This window comes from Mesorhizobium sp. B2-1-1 (assembly GCF_006442975.2).
In the GTDB taxonomy this organism is placed as follows: Bacteria; Pseudomonadota; Alphaproteobacteria; order Rhizobiales; family Rhizobiaceae; genus Mesorhizobium.
This window is the reverse complement of the sequence record NZ_CP083954.1, coordinates 3,458,619-3,478,185: the sequence shown is the minus strand read 5'-3', so window position 1 is coordinate 3,478,185 and position 19,567 is coordinate 3,458,619. Positions and strand designations below refer to the sequence as shown.

The 19,567-nt window shown below is 63.3% G+C and carries 15 protein-coding genes; 6 read left to right on the top strand and 9 right to left on the bottom strand.

Annotated features, from left to right (window positions below; translation table 11 throughout):
* The first annotated feature begins 25 nt into the window (after nucleotides 1-25).
* Nucleotides 26-586: a DUF1003 domain-containing protein gene (locus FJ972_RS16965; protein ID WP_140525392.1), complete on the top strand. Its 561-nt coding sequence runs from the start codon at nucleotides 26-28 to the stop codon at nucleotides 584-586.
* Nucleotides 583-1,170, top strand: coding sequence for a DedA family protein (locus tag FJ972_RS16960; protein WP_140498949.1), 588 nt, complete (start codon nucleotides 583-585; stop codon nucleotides 1,168-1,170). Before FJ972_RS16965 ends, FJ972_RS16960 begins: the two co-directional genes overlap by 4 nt.
* A gap of 22 nt (nucleotides 1,171-1,192) precedes the next feature.
* On the opposite strand, the gene FJ972_RS16955 is transcribed toward FJ972_RS16960, so the two are convergent.
* Nucleotides 1,193-1,552, bottom strand: coding sequence for a diacylglycerol kinase (locus tag FJ972_RS16955; protein WP_140525393.1), 360 nt, complete (start codon nucleotides 1,550-1,552; stop codon nucleotides 1,193-1,195).
* A gap of 77 nt (nucleotides 1,553-1,629) precedes the next feature.
* Nucleotides 1,630-2,049, bottom strand: a complete 420-nt coding sequence (locus FJ972_RS16950; RefSeq protein ID WP_140515267.1) for a GFA family protein — start codon at nucleotides 2,047-2,049, stop codon at nucleotides 1,630-1,632.
* A gap of 327 nt (nucleotides 2,050-2,376) precedes the next feature.
* On the opposite strand from FJ972_RS16950, the gene FJ972_RS16945 reads away from it, so the two are divergent.
* Nucleotides 2,377-3,447: a GGDEF domain-containing protein gene (locus FJ972_RS16945; protein ID WP_140525394.1), complete on the top strand. Its 1,071-nt coding sequence runs from the start codon at nucleotides 2,377-2,379 to the stop codon at nucleotides 3,445-3,447.
* A gap of 46 nt (nucleotides 3,448-3,493) precedes the next feature.
* On the opposite strand, the gene FJ972_RS16940 is transcribed toward FJ972_RS16945, so the two are convergent.
* From FJ972_RS16940 to FJ972_RS16930, 3 genes are all read right to left on the bottom strand, one after another.
* Nucleotides 3,494-4,867: a class II 3-deoxy-7-phosphoheptulonate synthase gene (locus tag FJ972_RS16940; protein ID WP_140515265.1), complete on the bottom strand. Its 1,374-nt coding sequence runs from the start codon at nucleotides 4,865-4,867 to the stop codon at nucleotides 3,494-3,496.
* A 136-nt stretch (nucleotides 4,868-5,003) separates the two neighbouring features.
* Nucleotides 5,004-8,501 (bottom strand): transcription-repair coupling factor, encoded by a 3,498-nt coding sequence (gene mfd / locus FJ972_RS16935; RefSeq protein ID WP_140525395.1) that lies wholly within the window; start codon nucleotides 8,499-8,501, stop codon nucleotides 5,004-5,006.
* Between the two features lie 11 nt (nucleotides 8,502-8,512).
* Nucleotides 8,513-8,800: a succinate dehydrogenase assembly factor 2 gene (locus FJ972_RS16930; protein WP_140498959.1), complete on the bottom strand. Its 288-nt coding sequence runs from the start codon at nucleotides 8,798-8,800 to the stop codon at nucleotides 8,513-8,515.
* A 92-nt stretch (nucleotides 8,801-8,892) separates the two neighbouring features.
* Between FJ972_RS16930 and recG the strand changes: the two genes are divergently transcribed.
* Entirely contained in the window at nucleotides 8,893-11,001 is a 2,109-nt protein-coding gene (recG, locus tag FJ972_RS16925; RefSeq protein WP_140525396.1) for an ATP-dependent DNA helicase RecG, read from the top strand.
* Here the strand turns inward: recG and FJ972_RS16920 are convergent.
* The 4 genes from FJ972_RS16920 to FJ972_RS16905 all read right to left on the bottom strand — a co-directional run bounded on the left by FJ972_RS16920 (nucleotide 10,953) and on the right by FJ972_RS16905 (nucleotide 16,060).
* Nucleotides 10,953-11,705, bottom strand: coding sequence for a DUF502 domain-containing protein (locus FJ972_RS16920; RefSeq protein WP_140525397.1), 753 nt, complete (start codon nucleotides 11,703-11,705; stop codon nucleotides 10,953-10,955). The two genes, recG and FJ972_RS16920, sit on opposite strands and share 49 nt — an antisense overlap.
* Nucleotides 11,706-11,799: 94 nt before the next feature.
* The gene (gene glmS, locus FJ972_RS16915) at nucleotides 11,800-13,623 is read right to left on the bottom strand and encodes a glutamine--fructose-6-phosphate transaminase (isomerizing) (RefSeq protein ID WP_140525398.1); all 1,824 of its coding nucleotides are present in this window, start codon (nucleotides 13,621-13,623) and stop codon (nucleotides 11,800-11,802) included.
* Between the two features lie 174 nt (nucleotides 13,624-13,797).
* Nucleotides 13,798-15,156 carry a bifunctional UDP-N-acetylglucosamine diphosphorylase/glucosamine-1-phosphate N-acetyltransferase GlmU gene (glmU, locus tag FJ972_RS16910; protein ID WP_140525399.1) on the bottom strand — a complete coding sequence of 453 codons (1,359 nt, stop codon included), beginning with the start codon at nucleotides 15,154-15,156 and terminating at the stop codon, nucleotides 13,798-13,800.
* 157 nt (nucleotides 15,157-15,313) lie between these two features.
* A complete protein-coding gene (locus FJ972_RS16905) occupies nucleotides 15,314-16,060 on the bottom strand; it encodes a cytochrome c biogenesis CcdA family protein (protein ID WP_140498969.1) in 747 nt (248 codons plus the stop codon).
* A 156-nt stretch (nucleotides 16,061-16,216) separates the two neighbouring features.
* Here FJ972_RS16905 and FJ972_RS16900 point away from each other — a divergent pair, with 156 nt between their 5' ends.
* Nucleotides 16,217-16,594: a hypothetical protein gene (locus FJ972_RS16900; protein WP_140525400.1), complete on the top strand. Its 378-nt coding sequence runs from the start codon at nucleotides 16,217-16,219 to the stop codon at nucleotides 16,592-16,594.
* A gap of 346 nt (nucleotides 16,595-16,940) precedes the next feature.
* Nucleotides 16,941-19,562 carry a type I DNA topoisomerase gene (topA, locus tag FJ972_RS16895; protein WP_140525401.1) on the top strand — a complete coding sequence of 874 codons (2,622 nt, stop codon included), beginning with the start codon at nucleotides 16,941-16,943 and terminating at the stop codon, nucleotides 19,560-19,562.
* The last annotated feature ends 5 nt before the right edge of the window (nucleotides 19,563-19,567 follow it).

The following is a 19,567-nucleotide window of genomic DNA, read 5'->3' as shown; positions in this document are numbered from 1 at the left end:
GCCAGCCAAGCCCTTGGAGACGGCCATGAACAAGACAATCGACGATCTGGCGAACCGCTGGCTGAGACGAAAGCCGGACGGTCTCAGTGCCCTGGAGAACCGGGTGCTGCAGTCGACGCTCGAGCGCACAACGATCTCCAGGGACACCAACAAGGCCGTCGCCTTCCACCAGACCTTTGGCGACCGCCTTGCCGATAGCATCGCCCGCATCGGCGGTTCCTGGTCGTTCATCCTTGGCTTCATTGCCTTCCTGATCGTCTGGACATCAGCCAATGCCTGGCTTCTGGCGCGCGACGCCTTCGACCCCTACCCGTTCATCTTCCTCAATCTCGTCCTGTCCATGGTCGCGGCGCTGCAGGCGCCGGTGATCATGATGGCGCAGAACCGCCAGACCGAGCGCGACCGCATCGATGCCGCCCACGACTACGAGGTCAATCTGAAGGCCGAGATCGAGATCATGGCGCTGCATGAAAAGCTGGACGAAATGCGCCACGGCCAGATCATCGGCATGCGCGACGAGATCATGCGGTTGGCCGCACTGGTCAAGCGGATCGACGACAGGCTGTCGCAGCAATCGACGTCATGAGCGACGCGATCCATCATTTCATCGAACAATACGGGCTGATCGCCGTTTTTCTGGGCTGTGTCGCCGAGGGCGAGAGTGCCGCCATACTCGGCGGCTTCTTCGCCCACCAGCATATCTTCGTCCTCTGGCAGACTGTCGTCGTGGCAGCGCTTGGGGCCTTCGCCGGCGACACCTGCTTCTTCATCCTGGGGAGAAGTTTCGCGGACCATCGCTATGTCGTCGGGTTGCGCAAGCGGCCCGGCTTCCGCCGCGCCTATCGTCTGCTCAACACCCATCCCAACATCTTCGTGCTGTCGAACCGCTACGTCTATGGCATGCGCCTGGTCGGTGGCATCGCGGCCGGCCTGTCGAACATCGCCGCACCCCGCTTCATCGTCTTGAACGCCATTTCCTCGGCAGTCTGGGCGGTGCTGTTCAGCACCATCGGCTATGTCTTCGGGTTGGGCGCCGAGCATTTCATCGGCCAGGCGCTGCTTCGCCATGAGCGGATATTGGTGGGCCTGGCTATCGGCTTGGCCGTGGCCGTACTCGCCTGGCTCATCGCCCGCCATTTCGCCCGAAAGGAACGCGCCAGGGAAAACTGATGGTCGGCCGGCGGTCGAAAGCTCAGATCGGCAGCCCGACGATACGCTCGATGATCGCGATGCCCCAGACGCCGGCAACGAGCGCCACGGAGATCAGTACCGCCAGCGAACCGCAGTCTTTGGCCAGCTGGATGTCGACATTGAATTCGCGGCTAAAGGCATCGCAGGCCGCTTCGATGCCCGTGTTCAGCACCTCGACCATGATCAGGAGCAGCACCGCGCCGATCAGCAGCGCGTAGCCGCGCCACGACACCGAAACGAACCAGCCGATCGGAAGGGCAAGGGCGAGCAGCGCCAGCTCCTGCTGGAAAGCTTTTTCAGTTACGGCCAGCTTGCGGAACGCCCGCAGCGAGTTGAAATAAGCGTCGATCAGCCGCTGCATGCCAAACCCCTTTGCGAATCACCGGCACGGGATAAAGCAATGGCCCGATCAATGGAATAAGCTGGCTCGCCCAAAATTCATTCGTCGGCGACCTTCACCGATGGGGTCGACTTCTCGAATTGAGGCAGCGCGTCGTCGATCGAATAATAATCGCCCTTGTCACCCACGAAAATGTGGCATTGGCCCTCGAGGCCTGTCGGTTCATCGAACGATCCCGCCAGAACCGAAACATAGGCGTTGTCCCGCGGTTTCCAGAAAAGCAGCGATCCGCATGTCTTGCAAAAACCGCGCCCGGCGAAGGCGGACGCCTCATACCAGGTGATGTTGTCGGCGCCGTCGATATCGATATTGGCGTCCGGGACATTGGTTGCGGCGTAGAAATGTCCACTCTGCTTGCGACATTGCGAGCAATGGCAATAGATGACGCCGCGCAACGGCCCTCGTGTCCTGAAGCGAACCGCTCCGCATAGACACGATCCCGTATGATTTTCACTCATCGCACCATCCCAAAAGAAATCGCTGCTGAGAGGATCCCAGCTTTTCGATGGCTGCGCGCAAGAAAATGCGACATGCATTTGGCACGCTCGGGAATTGTTTGTTCACAGATGAAAGGCCTGTCCAGCCGGAATCAGCGAAAAACAGGCCGGATTCAGCGGATTAAGGAAACTTTAGCGCTGCTGCATCTATGATCCTCGCAAGCGAAAGTCGTGAGTGGGGACGCGCCTTCTTCGCAAGATGGACTGGAATGGCCAGCGTTCCCCAGGTCGGCGACATTGGATGCCTGCGAATGTCGCAGCGTGTTCCCGGGGAAGAGTGAACAGAACATGCAGCCGGCAGCCGCCCAGAGCGAACGAAGCACCGATATTGCGAGCACTGTCCTCGCCACAATGCGCCAGCTCGGCGTGCTCGGCCTGCCACGCAACTACGAGATCTTCTACGAGGCCTTGAGCGGATCCAATCGCGAGCTCAGCCTTGCCGTCGTGTCGCTGAGCGGCCGACCGACACAGGACGACATCGACCAGATCGGACGCGCCTTCTTTGCCCAGAACCATGGCTCCGGCATCGTCGAGCACGCCAGGGAAGTCATCGCCAATGAACTTGAGGACATCGCTTCGCTGCTGAGGAGCGAGCGCAGCCACATCGAGAAATACGGCAGGATCCTCAACGAAACGTCGAGCGGACTCGGCAGAAACAGCCTGCTGTCGCCGGATGTTCTGCAGAAGATCGTCAACGCCATGGCGGTCGCCACCAATTCGACGATCGATCATGGCCGGCAAGTTGCCTCGACGCTCAGCGACAAGACCGAGGAACTGGAAAGCGTCAAGTCGAAGCTCGAGGAATACAAGCGCCTGGCCGACACCGACCCCCTGACGCAAATCTGGAACCGTCGCGCCTTCGACAAGGAAATCACCAGGATCTACAACAGCAACAAAGGCATCCTGTTCAATGCATTGATCCTCGCCGACATCGATCGGTTCAAGGACATCAACGACAGGTACGGCCATCCCGTCGGCGACAAGATCCTCCAGATCATCGCCGATATATTCCAGACCAGCATTCGCGCCGACATGTTCGTCGCCCGCACCGGCGGCGAGGAATTCGCGCTGATCGTCGAGGGCGCAAGCGAGGACGCCACCTACGAAATCGCCGAACGCATTCGCGCGCTGATCGAGCAGTCGCCTTTCACCAGCAGCCAGACCGGCATGAATTACGGCACCGTCACCGTCTCGATGGGCATCTGCATGGCATCCGAAGCCGAGGGCCCTGAAGACCTCTACAGCAAGGCAGACCGGGCGCTTTACCGCTCAAAGGTCAGCGGACGTAACCGCGTGACCAGGCATTCGACGATGGCGGGCCGCGCCGGCAAGAGCTGGCTGCTCTACAAGCAAGACTGATTTTTCGGCAGGAAGCGCTTTTCCTGTGAACTGCTTTGGACGGGGGTCAGCCGTTGGCGACCTGCTTGTGTTGCACCGGGTGGCTTTTCTTGAGCAGGTCCGACACCAGGAACGCCAGTTCGATGGCCTGGTCGGCATTGAGGCGCGGGTCGCAATGGGTGTGATAGCGGTCCTGCAATTCCTCGGCGGTGATGGCGCGGGCACCGCCAGTGCATTCAGTCACGTTCTTGCCGGTCATCTCGACATGGATGCCGCCCGGATGCGTGCCTTCGGCGCGGTGCACCTCGAAGAACGTCTGCACCTCCTTCAGGATGCGGTCGAACGGCCGCGTCTTGTAGCCGGCCGCCTCGATCGTGTTGCCATGCATCGGGTCTGACGACCAGACGACGCTACGGCCTTCCTTCTGCACCGCCCGCACCAGCTTCGGCAGATGCTCGGCGACCTTGTCGGAACCGAAGCGCGCGATCAGCGTCAGCCTGCCTGGCTCGTTCTCGGGGTTGAGCAGGTCGATCAGTTCCAGCAAGCCGTCCGGCGTCAGCGACGGGCCGCATTTCAGGCCGAGCGGGTTCTTGATGCCGCGGCAATATTCGACATGCGCATGGTCGGGCTGGCGGGTGCGGTCACCGATCCAGATCATGTGGCCAGACGTCGCGTACCAGTCGCCGGAGGTCGAATCGACACGCGTCAGCGCTTCCTCATAGCCGAGCAGCAGCGCCTCGTGGCTGGTATAGAAATCAGTCTCGCGCAGCGCGAAATTGGTTTCGGAGGTGATGCCGACCGCGCGCATGAAATCCATCGTCTCGGTGATGCGGTTGGCAAGCGACTCGTATTTTTCGGCCTGCGGGCTGTCGGAGACGAAGCCGAGCATCCAGCGATGCACATTCTCCAGGCTGGCGTAGCCGCCCTGCGCGAAGGCGCGCAAAAGATTGAGCGTTGCCGCCGACTGACGGTACGCCATTTCCTGGCGGGCAGGATCGGGAATGCGCGACTTGAGGTCGAATTCGATGCCATTGATGATGTCGCCGCGATAGCTCGGCAGCGTCACCTCGCCCTTGGTCTCGTTGTCGGACGAGCGTGGCTTGGCGAACTGGCCCGCAACGCGGCCGATCTTCACCACCGGCTGCGCACCGGCGAAGGTCAGCACCACCGACATTTGCAGGAAGACGCGGAAGAAGTCGCGGATGTTGTCCGCGCCATGTTCGGCAAAGCTCTCGGCGCAGTCGCCGCCCTGGAGCAGGAACGCCTCGCCGGCGGCAACGCTGGCCAGTTGCTTCTTCAGCTTGCGCGCCTCGCCGGCAAAAACCAGCGGCGGAAAGGTGGCGAGCTGGGCCTCCGTGTTCTTCAGCGCGGCAAGGTCCGGATAAGCAGGGACCTGCTTGATCGGCTTTGCCCTCCACGAATTCGGCGACCATTTCGTCATCGCTGCACCCAACGCTCTTTCCGGCAAGCACCCTCGCCCGCCATTTCCAGCCCCCATGTGGGGTGGCGGCTCCATACACGAAGCCGATTTCCTATTCTAGACCGGAATTTCAGCGCTGGCGAATGGGCCGGGCTGGCTACGCCGCCTTCTCTACCAGCCGCGCCAGTTGCGTCATGACGACAGCCGAGCCCGCCAAACGCTTTTCCGCCGTTGGCCAGTCGCGGGTGAAGACGACGCTTTGGTCCGGCCGGATCTTTGCCAACGAGCCTTGCTCGCCGATAAATTTGACCAGTCCGACCGGGTTGGAAAACTCGCGCTTGCGGAAATGGATGACCACGCCCTTCGGCCCGGCATCGAGCTTCTCGACATTGGCCTTGCGGCAGAGGGCTTTGATGAAGACGATCTTGAGCAGATGCTTCACCTCCTCCGGCAGCGGGCCGAAACGGTCGATCAGCTCGGCGCCGAAAGCATCGATTTCCTCGGTGCTCTCGAGGTCGCCGAGGCGCCGATAGAGCGCCAGCCTGAGCTGCAGGTCCGGCACATAGCTCTCCGGGATCATCACCGCCGTGCCGACGGCGATCTGCGGCGACCAGCCGCCATCCAGCACCTCGCCGGAATCCTTCACCTCCGCGACCGCCTCCTCCAGCATCTGCTGGTAGAGCTCGAAGCCGACTTCCTTGATGTGGCCGGACTGCTCTTCGCCGAGCAGATTGCCTGCGCCTCTGATGTCGAGGTCGTGGCTGGCGAGCTGGAAGCCGGCGCCCAGCGTGTCGAGCGACTGCAGCACTTTCAGCCGACGTTCGGCGGTGTCGGTCAGCTTGCGGTTGGCCGGCAGTGTGAACAGTGCGTAGGCGCGCACCTTCGAGCGCCCGACACGGCCGCGCAACTGATAGAGCTGCGACAGGCCGAACATGTCGGCGCGATGGACGATCAGCGTGTTGGCGGTCGGGATGTCGAGGCCGGATTCGACGATGGTGGTCGACAAGAGAACGTCGTACTGGCCGTCGTAGAAGGCGTTCATGATGTCGTCGAGTTCGCCCGGCGGCATCTGGCCATGGGCCACCGCCACCTTCAGTTCCGGCACGGATTGGTTCAGGAAATCATGGATTTCCGCCAGATCGCTGATGCGCGGCACGACATAGAAGGAATGGCCGCCGCGATAACGCTCGCGCAACAACGTCTCGCGAATGACCAGCGGATCGAAGGGCGAGATGAAGGTGCGCACCGCCATGCGGTCGACCGGCGGCGTGGCGATCAGCGACAGTTCGCGCACGCCGGTCAATGCCAGTTGCAGCGTGCGCGGGATAGGCGTCGCCGACAGCGTCAGCACGTGGACGTCGGTCTTCAGGTCCTTCAGCCGTTCCTTGTGCTTGACGCCAAAATGCTGCTCTTCATCGATAATCAGTAGGCCGAGATTCTTGAACGAGATCGCGCTGCCGAGCAGCGCGTGGGTGCCGACCACGATATCCACCGTCCCTTCGGCAATGCCCTTCTTGGTCTCTGCCAGATCCTTTGCGCCGACCAGCCGCGATGCCTGGGCGACGCGGATCGGCAGGCCGGAAAAGCGCTGCGAGAAGGTCTTGAAATGCTGGCGGGACAACAGGGTTGTCGGCACCACCACCGCCACCTGGAAGCCTTCCATCGCCGCAATGAAGGCGGCGCGCAGCGCCACCTCGGTCTTGCCGAAACCGACATCGCCGCAGATCAGCCGGTCCATCGGCTTGCCGGCCGCCAGATCGTCCCTGACGGAATCGATCGCCGTCTGCTGGTCATCGGTCTCCTCATAGGGGAAGCGCGCGGCGAACTCGCCATAGAGGCCTTCCGCCGGCACCAGCGGGGGTGCAGCGCGCATCTGCCGTTCGGCGGCGATGCGGATCAACTGCCCGGCCATGTCGAGCAGACGTTTCTTCAGCCGCGCCTTGCGCGATTGCCAGGCGCCGCCGCCGAGTTTGTCGAGTGTCGCCTCGGCTGTATCGGAGCCGTAGCGCGACAGGAGCTCGATGTTTTCCACCGGCAGGAACAGCCGGTCGTCGCCGGCATAGTGGATTTCCAGGCAATCATGCGGCGCCCCGACGGCTTCGATTGTGCGCAGGCCGATGAAGCGGCCAATGCCGTGGTCGGCATGGACGACGATGTCGCCAGCCGACAGGGCCGAGGCTTCGGCAATGAAGTCGGACGCGCGCTTCTTGCGCTTGGAGCGCCGGATCAGCCGGTCGCCCAAAATGTCCTGTTCGGCGACGACGACCAGTCTTTCGGTCTCGAAACCGGATTCCAGCGGCAGCACGGCCAATGCCGCCTGCCCCGGCTCGAGTTTCTCCGCCTCCGCCAAGGTCGCCACCGGCGCAAGATTGCCCAGACGATGTTCGGCGAGAATTTGGCCGAGCCGGTCGAGCGAGCCCTCGGTCCAGCCGGCGACAATGACGCGGCGGCGTGCCGCGCGTTCGTCGGCGATGTGCTTTACCGCCACGTCGAAGACATTGACGTTGGGGTCGGCGCGCTCTTCCGCGAAGCTGCGGCCATGGCGCGAGCCGGCGTGGAAGACCTTTCTCGCTCCCGCATCCGGTGCGTCGAAGGCGGTGAAGTCGATCGCTTCGCGCGGTCCGAGAGAAGCGACGAGATTTTCCGGCGAGAGGTAAAGCAGGTCCGGCGCCACCGGCTTGTAGGGCACCGCGTCCTTCAGCGCACCTTCGGCCTGCTTTTTGCGCGCCTCGTAGTGATCGAGGATCAGCGTGTGGCGTTCGGCAAGCGCTTCATGCGCCAGATGGTCGAAAACGACAGGCGTGTCCGGCAGATAGTCGAACACGGTCTCCAACCGCTCGTAGAAGAACGGCAGCCAATGTTCCATGCCCGCGAAGCGCCGGCCTTCGCTGACCGCGGCGTAAAGCCCATCGTCCCGCGACGGCGCGCCGAACGCTTCGATATAGGCGCGGCGGAAGCGGCTGATCGTCTCCGGCGTCAGCGCCACCTCGCTCATCGCCTGGAGCGCCATGGACTTGCGCTGCCCGGTGGTGCGCTGCGTGGCCACGTCGAAGACGCGGATCGATTCCAGCGTATCGCCGAAGAAATCCAGCCTCAGCGCCTCGGCCCAGCCGGGTGCGAAAAGGTCGAGGATGCCGCCGCGCACGGCGAACTCGCCGATGCCGCGCACCGTCGGCACCCGGTCGAAGCCCGATGTCTCCAGCCGCGACACCAGCGCGTTCATATCGACCTGGTTGCCAGGTTTGGCGTGGAAGGTCTGCGCCTCGATGAGATCCGCGGGCGGAATGCGCTGGAGCAGCGCATTGGCGGTGGTGAGAATGACGGCGCGATGCGGCTTCCTCGCCAGCGCGATCATGGCGGCGAGCGCGTCGAGCCGCCGGGCGGCCGCATCCGAGCCGGGCGAGACGCGGTCATAGGGCAGGCAGTCCCAGGCGGGCAGTTCCAGCACGGGCAGGCCGGGAGCGGCAAAGGCCAGCGCCTCTGTGATTGCCGGCAGGCGCTGCCCGTCGCGCGCCACGAACAGCACCGGCTTGTCGGGCGCGATCTCGCGCGCCGCCTGCACCAGCGCGAAGGCTTCATAGCCGTCGGCGACGCCGTCGACGATGAACTGGCCGGCACGGCCTTTCGGCAAGCCGATGGTGGGAATGAGGCTCATGGAAGCGTTCTTCAAAAGGTCATTGTCCGGCGTGAAGCCATGATTTTTTGCAGGACCGCACAATCAATTTCGGCGGGAACAGGACGTTCGCCGGTGATCAAGGGCAGGAACTCGGTGTCGGGAATATCGAGGAGTTTTTCATATTGGTCGATTTCGTCGCCGGTCAAGGCGCCGATCTCGGCATCGGCGAAGGTGCCGAGGATAAGGTCCATCTCGCGCATGCCGCGGTGCCAGGAGCGGAACAAGAGCTTGCGGCGGCGGGCGTCGAGCCCCTCGCTTGATCGTTTCGTTCCCGTCATTGTGCCGCATCCTCACTTGCTGCGGCGCATATAGCGTGGATAGAAGGGGCTGTCAGCCTTGCGCTGCAGCCGCCGCGACATAAGCTGACATCATGCGTCCTTCCATCCTTGACCCGCTTTTCGTCCCGATCACGTCGCTCGCCGGTGTCGGGCCGAAGGTCGGTGCGCTGATCGAAAAAGTCGTCGCGGCCGATCTCGGCGACCGAGCGGCGCGCGCCGGCGATCTTCTGTTCGTGCTGCCGCATACCGTCATCGACCGCCGCAACCGGCCGGGCATTGCCGGCTCGGCCGAAGGCGCCATCGTCACGCTCGACCTGCGCATCGACCGCCACCAGCCGCCGCCGCGCGGCAACAGGTCGGTGCCTTACCGGGTCTACGCCCACGATGATACCGGCGAAGTGGCGCTGACTTTCTTCCACGCCCATGCTGCCTATCTGGAAAAATCGATGCCGGTGGGTGAGCATGTCGTGGTCTCCGGCCGCATGGAATGGTTCAACGGTCGCCCGACCATGGTCCATCCAGATCATATCGCCTTAGCCGGCGACGCCGAAAACCTGCCGCTGGTCGAGCCGGTCTATCCGCTCACGGCAGGACTGTCCGGCAAGGTGCTGCGCCGCGCCATCGGCCAGGCGCTCGGCCGTTTGCCGGAGCTGCCCGAGTGGCAGGGTGGCGCTTTCATGCGCCGCCAGAGTTTCCCGTCTTTCGGTGACGCGCTGGCCCGCATCCACCATCCCGCGGACCCGATCGATGTCGCCATCGAAGGCGCCGCATGGCGGCGCCTCGCCTATGACGAGTTCCTGGCGGGCCAGGTGTCGCTCGCCCTGGTCCGGTCGAGGGTTCGCAGGCTGTCCGGCCGGCCGCTCACCGGCGACGGCCAGGTCGTCGAGAAGCTGCGCGCGGCCCTGCCCTACACATTGACCGCGTCCCAGGAATTCGCGCTCGCCGAAATCAATGCCGACCTCGCCGACCCCGAGCGCATGCTGCGCCTCCTGCAAGGCGACGTCGGCTCCGGCAAGACGGTCGTTGCGCTCCTGGCCATGGCGCGTGCCGTCGAGGCTGGCGGCCAGGCTGCCCTGATGGCGCCGACAGAGATCCTGGCGCGCCAGCACCTGGCGACGATCGCCCCTTTGGCGGAACGGGCAGGCATGCGCACGGCCATCCTCACCGGTCGCGAAAAGGGCCGCGAACGCGCCGAAACGCTGGCGGGGCTGGCCGGCGGCGAGATCGACATTGTCATCGGCACGCACGCGCTGTTCCAGGAAACGGTGGCGTTCCACGACCTCGTCCTTGCCGTCGTGGACGAGCAGCATCGCTTCGGCGTTCACCAGCGGCTTGCCATCACCGCCAAGGGCGACGCGCCAGACATGCTGGTGATGACGGCAACCCCCATTCCGCGCACGCTGGTGCTGACCGCCTTCGGCGACATGGACGTCTCCAAGCTGACGGAAAAGCCGGCCGGCCGGCAGCCGATCCGCACCGTTACGCTGCCGCTTGAGCGGCTGGACGAACTCGTCGATCGCATGGTGGAAGCGGTGGCCGGCGGCCAGAAAATCTACTGGATATGCCCGCTTGTGGAAGAATCCGAAGAGATAAAGCTGATGTCGGCCGAGGACCGCTTTGCTTCCCTGAAGCCGCTGTTCGGCGACCGGATCGGCCTCGTCCACGGCCGCATGAAGGGCGCCGAGAAGGACGAAGCGATGCGCGCCTTCAAGCAGGGCGAGACACGTATCCTGATTGCCACAACCGTCATCGAGGTCGGCGTCGACGTGCCGGACGCGACCATCATGGTCATCGAACACGCCGAACGTTTCGGCCTCGCCCAGCTGCACCAGTTGCGCGGCCGCGTCGGGCGCGGCGACAAGCCTTCGTCCTGCGTGTTGCTCTACAAGGATCCGCTAGGCGAAACGGCCAAGCGGCGCCTGTCGGTGATGCGCGAGACCGAGGATGGTTTCGTGATCGCCGAGGAGGACCTGAAGCTGCGCGGCGAAGGCGAATTGCTTGGCACCCGTCAGTCCGGCACGCCGGGCTTCCAGGTCGCGCGCATCGAGGCGCATGCGGACCTGCTTGAAGCGGCCCGCGATGACGCAAGGCTGATCCTGTCAAAGGATCCGGACCTGCAGACCGAGCGCGGCGAAGCGCTGCGCCTGCTGCTCTACTTGTTCGGCCGCGACGAGGCGGTGCGGCTCCTGCGGGCGGGATAAGGCCCGAGCGGCGGATTGGCCAGGGTGCCGGTGATCGGCTCGCCATTCAGTGTCACCAGCTTCGTTTTCACCTCCGGCGCCACCAGCCCGGCCGAGACGATCAGCTTGGCGCCATCCTCGATCGTCATGTCGAGCAGCACGATGTCCGACTTCGGCACATACATCAGGAAGCCCGTCGTCGGATTGGGCGTACAAGGCATGAAGACAGCGGTCAGCGGATCGCCTTCCTGGTCAAGCTTCTGGTTGATCTCGGTTTCCTTCTCGCTGGCCACGAACACCAGCGACCACACCCCCTTGCGCGGATATTCGACCAAGCCGACCTGGCGGAACATGTCACCTTTGTTCGACAGCACGGTTTCGAAAATCTGCTTCAGCGAGCGATAGATGCCCCGCACCAGCGGCATTCGGCCAAGCAGGCGCTCGCCGAAATTGACGATGGCGCGGCCGACGATATTGGCGGTCATGAACCCGATCAGCGTGATGAGGACGAGCGCCACGATCAGCCCGAACCCCGGAACCGGGAACGGCAGATAGGTATCGGGACTGTAGCGTGCCGGAATATAGGGTTTGACCCAGGAATCCACCCAACCGATGAAGGACCACGCGATATAGGCGGTGATCGCCAGCGGCGCGCAGACGACGAAGCCTGTGAGGAAATAGTTCCTCAGCCGGGTCATGCCGGAGGTCTTGAGAGCATCTGACATGGGTTCACCGGGGCGCGAGTTGCAGCGCAAACATTAGTGAACCGGAAGGCGCTTTGGAACTGCGAAGTTTTTAAAGCACCTGTTTAAAAAACGCCTACTCCACCGTCACCGATTTCGCCAGATTGCGCGGCTGGTCGACATCGGTGCCCATGAAAACGGCGGCGAAATAGGCCAGCATCTGGATCGGCAGCGCGTAGATGATCGGCGAGATGATTTCCGGCACGTCCGGAAGGATGATCGTCTCCATCGTCTTCACGCTCGCCTGCGCGGCGCCCTTGGCGTCGGTGATCAGGATGATCTTGCCGCCGCGCGCCGCCACCTCCTGCATGTTGGACACAGTCTTCTCGAAGATGCGGTCATGCGGCGCGATGACGATGACCGGCATGTTCTCGTCGATAAGCGCGATCGGCCCGTGCTTCAACTCGCCCGCGGCATAGCCTTCGGCGTGGATGTAGGAGATCTCCTTGAGCTTCAGCGCGCCTTCCATGGCGAGCGGGAAATTGGTGTCGCGTCCGAGATAGAGCACGTCCTTGTAGCGCGACAGGTCCCGCGCGATCCGTTCGATCTGCTCTTCGAGTTTGAGCACCTGGTTGGCATAGCGCGGCGCCTCGGAAAGCGCCCGCACCAGCGACTTTTCCTCGTCCCGCGAAATCGTACCGCGCGCCACGCCCGCCCGGACGGCGAGCGAGGCCAGCACCGACAACTGGCAGGTGAAGGCCTTGGTCGAGGCGACACCGATCTCCGGCCCGGCGAGCGTCGGCAAGATGACGTCGGATTCGCGCGCCATGGTCGATTCCCGCACGTTGACGACGACGCCGATCTTCATGCCGGCCTTGCGGCAATAGCGCAGCGAGGCCAGCGTGTCGGCGGTCTCGCCCGATTGCGAGATGAAGAAGGCGGCGTCGTTCTTCGACAGCGGCATTTCGCGGTAGCGAAATTCGGAGGCGACATCGATGTCGACCGGGAGCCGAGCGTAGCGCTCGAACCAGTATTTGCTGATCAGTCCGGCGAGATAGGCGGTACCGCAGGCCGACATCGCCAGCCGGTTAATCGTAGCAAAGTCGAACGGCAGGTCGAGCGGCTTGGAGACGCCGGAAACAAAATCGACATAATGCGCCAGCGTGTGCGAGATCACCTCCGGCTGCTCATGGATTTCCTTCTCCATGAAGTGGCGGCGATTGCCCTTGTCGACCATGAAGCTGGTCGAGAGCGACTGCTGGCGCTTGCGGTCGACCTTTTCGCCGTCAATGTCGAAGATGGCGACACCGCTGCGGCGCACCACCGCCCAGTCGCCGTCTTCCAGATAGGTGATCGAATTGGTGAACGGGGCAAGCGCGATGGCGTCGGAGCCCAGGAACATCTCGCCGTCGCCATGGCCGACCGCCAGCGGTGGGCCGTTGCGAGCGCCAACGATGAGGTCCTCGTCGCCCGTGAACATGATCGCCAGCGCAAAGGCGCCTTCCAGCCGCTTGAGCGCCTTGTGCGCGGCATCGACCGGCTTCAAGCCTTTCGCGACTTCCCGCGCCACCAGATGCGCGACGACCTCGGTGTCGGTCTGCGACGAGAAGGAATAGCCGTCGCGGATCAGTTCGTCGCGCAGCTCGGCGAAATTCTCGATGATGCCGTTGTGGACGATGGCGACGCCATTGGAGAAATGCGGGTGCGCGTTGGTCTCGTTCGGCACGCCATGCGTGGCCCAGCGGGTGTGACCGATGCCGATCGTGCCGTCGAGCGGCTCGTCCTTCAGCCTGCGCTCGAGATTGACCAGCTTGCCTTCGGCGCGGCGGCGGCCAAGCGCCCCCTTCTCTATGGTGGCGACGCCGGCCGAATCGTAGCCTCGATATTCAAGCCGCTTCAGCGCATCGACGATGAGCGGCGCAACCTGCGAATGGCCGACAATTCCAACGATACCGCACATGCAGACAGTCCCCAATCCCCGGCAGAACCCGGCGCTATCTACGGATTGCCGGGCTCTCGCGAAAGTTACTTTGCGTTTCGTTCCGTGTAATGGGAACAGTCTCGTACGCATGCATCATGACACAGCGCACTTGCAATCCAGTTACTGCAATCGTTCAGTTTTTGACGACCGGTTTTACCTCTTTTTGGCAACCGCGGCCGACGCGAAGCGCTCGCGCAATTCCTTGCCTTTGCCGGGGATCGTCTTCTGGCGGGCACGCCCGAAGGCCAGCGCATCGTCGGGCACGCTTTCGGTGATGACGCTGCCCGAGGCGATATAGCCGCCCTTGCCAATGGTGACCGGCGCGACAAGCGAGGAATTCGATCCGACAAAGGCGCCCTCGCCGATATCGGTGAAGTGCTTCAGATAGCCGTCATAATTGCAGGTGATCGTGCCGGCGCCGATGTTGGCCCCGGCGCCCACCCGCGCGTCGCCGATATAGGTCAAATGGTTGACCTTGGCGCCCTCCTCGATGACGGCCTGCTTGACCTCGCAGAAATTGCCGACCTTGGCTTTCTGTTTGAGATCGGCGCCCGGCCGCAGCCGCGCGAAGGGGCCGACATCGCAATGAGCGGCGACGATGGCGCCTTCGATATGGCTGAAGGCGTGAATCCTGGCGCCGCCTGCAATCTTCACACCCGGCCCGAACCAGACGTTCGGCTCGACAATAGTATCGGCGCCGATCTCGGTATCGTGCGAGAAATACACCGTTTCTGGTGCGATCAGCGTCACGCCCGAAAGCATCGCTTCCTGCCGGCGGCGTGCCTGCCAGATGCCTTCGGCCTGCGCCAACTCGGCGCGGTTGTTGATGCCGAGCGCATTCTCGAAGCTGGCTTCCGTGGCGACGACATCGAGGCCCTGGTTGCTGGCAAGCTCGACGATATCGGTGAGATAGTATTCGCCCTTGGCGTTCTTGTTGCCGACGGCATCGAGCAGTTTCAGCGCCTGGCTGCCGGCAATCGCCATCAGCCCGCCATTGCAGAAGGTGATCTTCTTCTCCTCGTCGGAGCAGTCCTTTTCCTCGCGGATGGCGACGAACTTGCCACCTTTTTCGATCAGGCGGCCATAGCCGGTGGGGTTCGCCGTGCGGAAGCCGATGACCACGACGGCAGCACCTTGCGCCAGCTTCAGGCGCGCGGCCGTGAGGGCGTCCGGATCGATCAGCGGCGTATCGCCGAACATGACGAGGATATCGTCGTAACCTTTTGATATAGCAGCGCGCGCGGCAAGCACCGCATGCGCGGTGCCGAGGCGCTTTTCCTGCACGAAAGCCTCTGCCTTCGGCGCGAATTTCTGCGCCGCCTTGCGCATCTCCTCGGCGCCGTGGCCGATCACCAGCGCAAGATCGCCGGCGCCCGCTGCCTCGGCCGCCTTGACCACATGCGCGACCATCGGCAGCCCGGCGATCTGGTGCAGCACCTTGGGCAGCGCGCTCTTCATGCGCGTGCCTTCGCCGGCGGCGAGGATGACGGATAGGCATGTTCTCTGGTTCATGGAAGGACAACCATAGGAAAAGCGTTGGGAATCAAATCATGCTAGCAGTGGGCGCCATGCTGCACCAATGCGGTTAAATTCCGGTGAGATGGTGAGCAGCCGACTCTTAATCAGCGGGTCACAGGTTCAATCTTGTGCGCACCCGATACCGACAGCCTTATCCCAGCCGGCCCAGCAGCGGAAAATTCTCCAGCAGCCAATACGACACGGCCTGCACCCCGCCGGTGAGGAAAAACACGCCGGCGACGACCAGCAATGCGCCGATCGCCTTCTCGACGCGGCCGAGATGGACGCGGAATTTGCCGAGGAAACGCATGAAGGCGCCGGAAAACAGTGCCGCGATCAGGAATGGGATGCCGAGGCCGAGCGAATAGGCGGCGAGCAGCAATGCGCCTTCGCCCACTGTCTCGCGGCCGCCGGCCAGCGTCAGGATCGGCCCCAGCACCGGGCCGATGCACGGCGTCCAGCCGAAGGCGAAGGCCAGTCCCATGACATAGGCCGCAACCGCGCTTGCCGGTTTGCCCTGCGACTGGAAGCGCGCCTCGCGCGACAAAAGCGGAATGCGCAGGATGCCGAGGAAATTCAGCCCCATCAGGATGATCAGCACGCCGGCGCCCATTGCCAGCGGCTCCTGCCAGACGCGCAGGAGGCGGCCGATGCTCGAGGCGCCGGCGCCCAGCGCGACGAACACGGTCGAGAAGCCGAGCACGAAGGCAATCGAGGAATAAAGCAGCGCGGTGCGGGCGCCGGCTTTCGCGGCTGCCCCGGCATTGCCGCGAAAATCGTCGACCGACACGCCGGCCATGTAGCAGAGATAGGGCGGCACCAGCGGCAGCACGCAAGGCGACAGGAACGAGATCGCCCCTGCCCCGACCGCGCTGACATAGCCTATATCGAGTGCCATTCCAGAACTCCGACTTTACGGGCCGATATAGCGACGCCCGGGCCCCTCTGCCAATCACCATTGTGTTGGCATGCCCGGGAATAAACGTCGGTACCTGCGCGTTGATCGAGCGAGGCCGCGATTGCCGCGCATCCTCGGATCAGCAGGGAGATTTCGATGAAAACCGTGACACTAGGGTTGGCCGCGCTTTTGCTCAGCACCGCCGCGTCTTTCGCAGCAGAGGCCTGGAAGGAGGCCGAGGTCGGCGGCACCAAGATCTACACCGATGCCAACGGCATGACGCTCTATACCTATGACAAGGACGAGAAGGGCAAGACCAACTGCTATGACAAATGCGCCACAAACTGGCCGCCGCTGAAGGCCGAGGCCGGCGCCAAAGCGGACGATGAATGGACCGTCGTCGACCGTACCGACGGCACCAAGATGTGGGCCTATGACGGCAAGCCCGTCTACACATTCATCAAGGACAAGAAGGCCGGCGATGTGTCGGGTGATGGCGTCGGCGGCGTCTGGCATATCGTCAAGGCCGACTAAGGCTGCCACCTTAACTTCGACGTTGCTGCCGGGCGTGCCTTCAACGCCTGGCAGTCCGCATCAGACGCGCTGGCGCGGCATTTGACTCGGTCCACAGGGTCGCCGGCGACCTCATCGGCGCCAATTTGAGCCGCTCCTCACCGCTCCAGCCATTTGTTTTAGTTAGCCCTCAACAATGTGATCTTCTCCATACACTCTTAGAGTGTATTGCTGCCGGCACTCTTGCAATTTGGCCGCTTCCCCTTGACCGGATGCAAAAGCGCGGCCATGTGAGCGACGAACAGAACCGAGATTTCGTCGCGCGCAGCGGAATTCTTCTGCCGCATCACAGCTGATATGAGCCCTCATGGACGTCGTCGTCGTCGAATCGCCGGCCAAGGCGAAGACAATCAACAAATACCTCGGCAAGAACTACAAGGTTCTGGCCTCGTTCGGCCATGTCCGTGATTTGCCGGCCAAGGACGGCTCGGTGCGACCGGACGAGGATTTCGCCATGTCTTGGGCGGTCGACACGGCATCCGGCAAGCGCCTCGCCGACATCGCCAAGGCGGTCAAGGACGCCGACGGCCTGATCCTCGCCACCGACCCGGACCGCGAGGGCGAGGCCATTTCCTGGCACGTTCTGGAAGTCTTGCGGCAGAAGCGCGCGCTGAAGGACAAGCCGGTCAGCCGCGTCGTCTTCAACGCCATCACCAAGAGCTCGGTGCTCGAGGCGATGGCCAATCCGCGCCAGATCGATGCGCCGCTGGTCGACGCCTATCTCGCCCGCCGGGCGCTCGACTATCTCGTCGGCTTCACTCTTTCGCCGGTACTGTGGCGCAAGCTCCCCGGAGCCCGTTCCGCCGGCCGCGTGCAGTCGGTCGCCTTGCGGCTGGTCTGCGACCGCGAATCCGAGATCGAACGCTTCATCCGCGAGGAATACTGGCAGATCGCTGCCATCCTCGGCACGCCGCGCAACGAGAACTTCGAGGCGCGCCTGACCGCTTTCGAGCGCAAGAAGTTGCAGAAGCTCGACATCGCCAACAAGGCGCAGGCCGACGACATCAAGGCCATGCTCGAGGGCGCGGCCTTCAAGGCGCTGTCCGTCGAGGCAAAACCCACCAAGCGCAATCCAGGCCCGCCCTTCACCACCTCGACATTGCAGCAGGCCGCCTCGTCGGGCCTCGGCTTTTCGGCCAACCGCACGATGCAGGTGGCGCAGCGCCTCTATGAGGGAATGGAGATCGGCGGCGAGACCACCGGCCTGATCACCTATATGCGAACCGACGGCGTGCAGATGGCGCCCGAGGCGATCGACGCGGCACGCGATGCCATCGCCAAGGAATTCGGCCCCAAATACCTGCCGGAAAAGCCGCGCCTGTACACGACCAAGGCCAAGAACGCCCAGGAAGCGCACGAAGCGATCCGCCCGACCGACTTCATGCGCACGCCGGCATCGGTTAGGCAATATCTCGATGCCGACCAGATGCGGCTCTATGAATTGATCTGGAAGCGCGCCATCGCCAGCCAGATGCAGCCGGCGGAGATCGAACGCACCACGGTCGAGATCGAGGCGGTCAACGGCGCGCGCACGGCCGAGTTGCGCGCCGTCGGTTCAGTCGTGCGCTTCGACGGTTTCATCGCCGCCTATACCGACCAGAAGGACGATGATTCCGAGGACGAGGAAAACCGCCGCCTGCCCGAAATCCGCGCCGGCGAGCAGCTTGCCCGCCAGGCGATCAACGCCACCCAGCACACGACCGAACCGCCGCCGCGTTATTCCGAAGCTTCGCTGATCAAGAAGCTGGAGGAGCTCGGCATCGGCCGGCCGTCGACCTACACGGCGATCCTGAAGACGCTCGAGGACCGCGACTACGTCACCATCGACAAGCGCCGGCTTGTGCCGCAGGCAAAGGGCCGGCTGCTGTCGGCCTTCCTGGAAAGCTTCTTCGAGCGTTATGTCGAATATGACTTTACCGCATCGCTTGAGGAAAAGCTCGACGAGATCTCCGACGGCAAGCTCGCCTGGAAGGACGTCCTGCGCGATTTCTGGAAGGATTTTTCCGGCGCCGTGGCCGACATCAAGGAACTACGCGTCACCGATGTGCTCGATGCGCTGAACGAGGAACTGGCGCCGCTGGTTTTCCCTGCCCGGGAGGACGGCTCCAATCCGCGCATCTGCCCCAAATGCGGCACCGGCAATTTGTCGCTCAAGCTCGGCAAGTTCGGCGCCTTCGTCGGCTGCTCGAACTATCCCGAATGCTCCTTCACCCGCCAGCTCGGCGACGCGGCCAATCCCAATGGCGAGAATGGCGGCGGCGAGGACGGCACCAAGGTGCTCGGCAAGGATCCCTACACGGCTGAGGAGATCACGCTGCGCAGCGGCCGCTTTGGCCCCTACATCCAGCGTGGCGACGGCAAGGAAGCCAAGCGTTCCAGCTTGCCCAAGGGCTGGACGCCCGATTCGATCGACCATGAGAAGGCGCTTGCCCTGCTTTCCCTGCCGCGCGATGTCGGCAAGCATCCGGAAACCGGCAAGATGATCTCGGCCGGGCTTGGCCGCTACGGGCCTTTCGTGCTGCATGACGGCACCTACGCCAATCTCGACAGCATCGAGGATGTGTTCTCGATCGGCCTCAACCGCGCCGTTTCGGTGATCGCCGAGAAGCAGTTGAAGGGCAAGGGCGGCCGTAATGGCGGCACTGCGGCAGCCCTCAAGGAGCTTGGCGATCATCCCGACGGCGGCGGCAAGATCGTCGTGCGCGACGGCAAATACGGGCCTTATGTCAATTTCGGCAAGGTCAATGCCACGCTGCCCAAGGGCAAGGATCCGCAATCGGTGACGATGGAGGATGCGCTGGCGCTGATCGCCGAGAAGGAAGCCAAGGGCGGCGGCGGCAAGAAGCCTTTCCGCAAAGCGGCGGCGGCCAAGGCGCCCGCTACCAAGAAGACGGCGGCCAAGAAGTCCACCGCCAGGAAAAAGGGATAGAACGG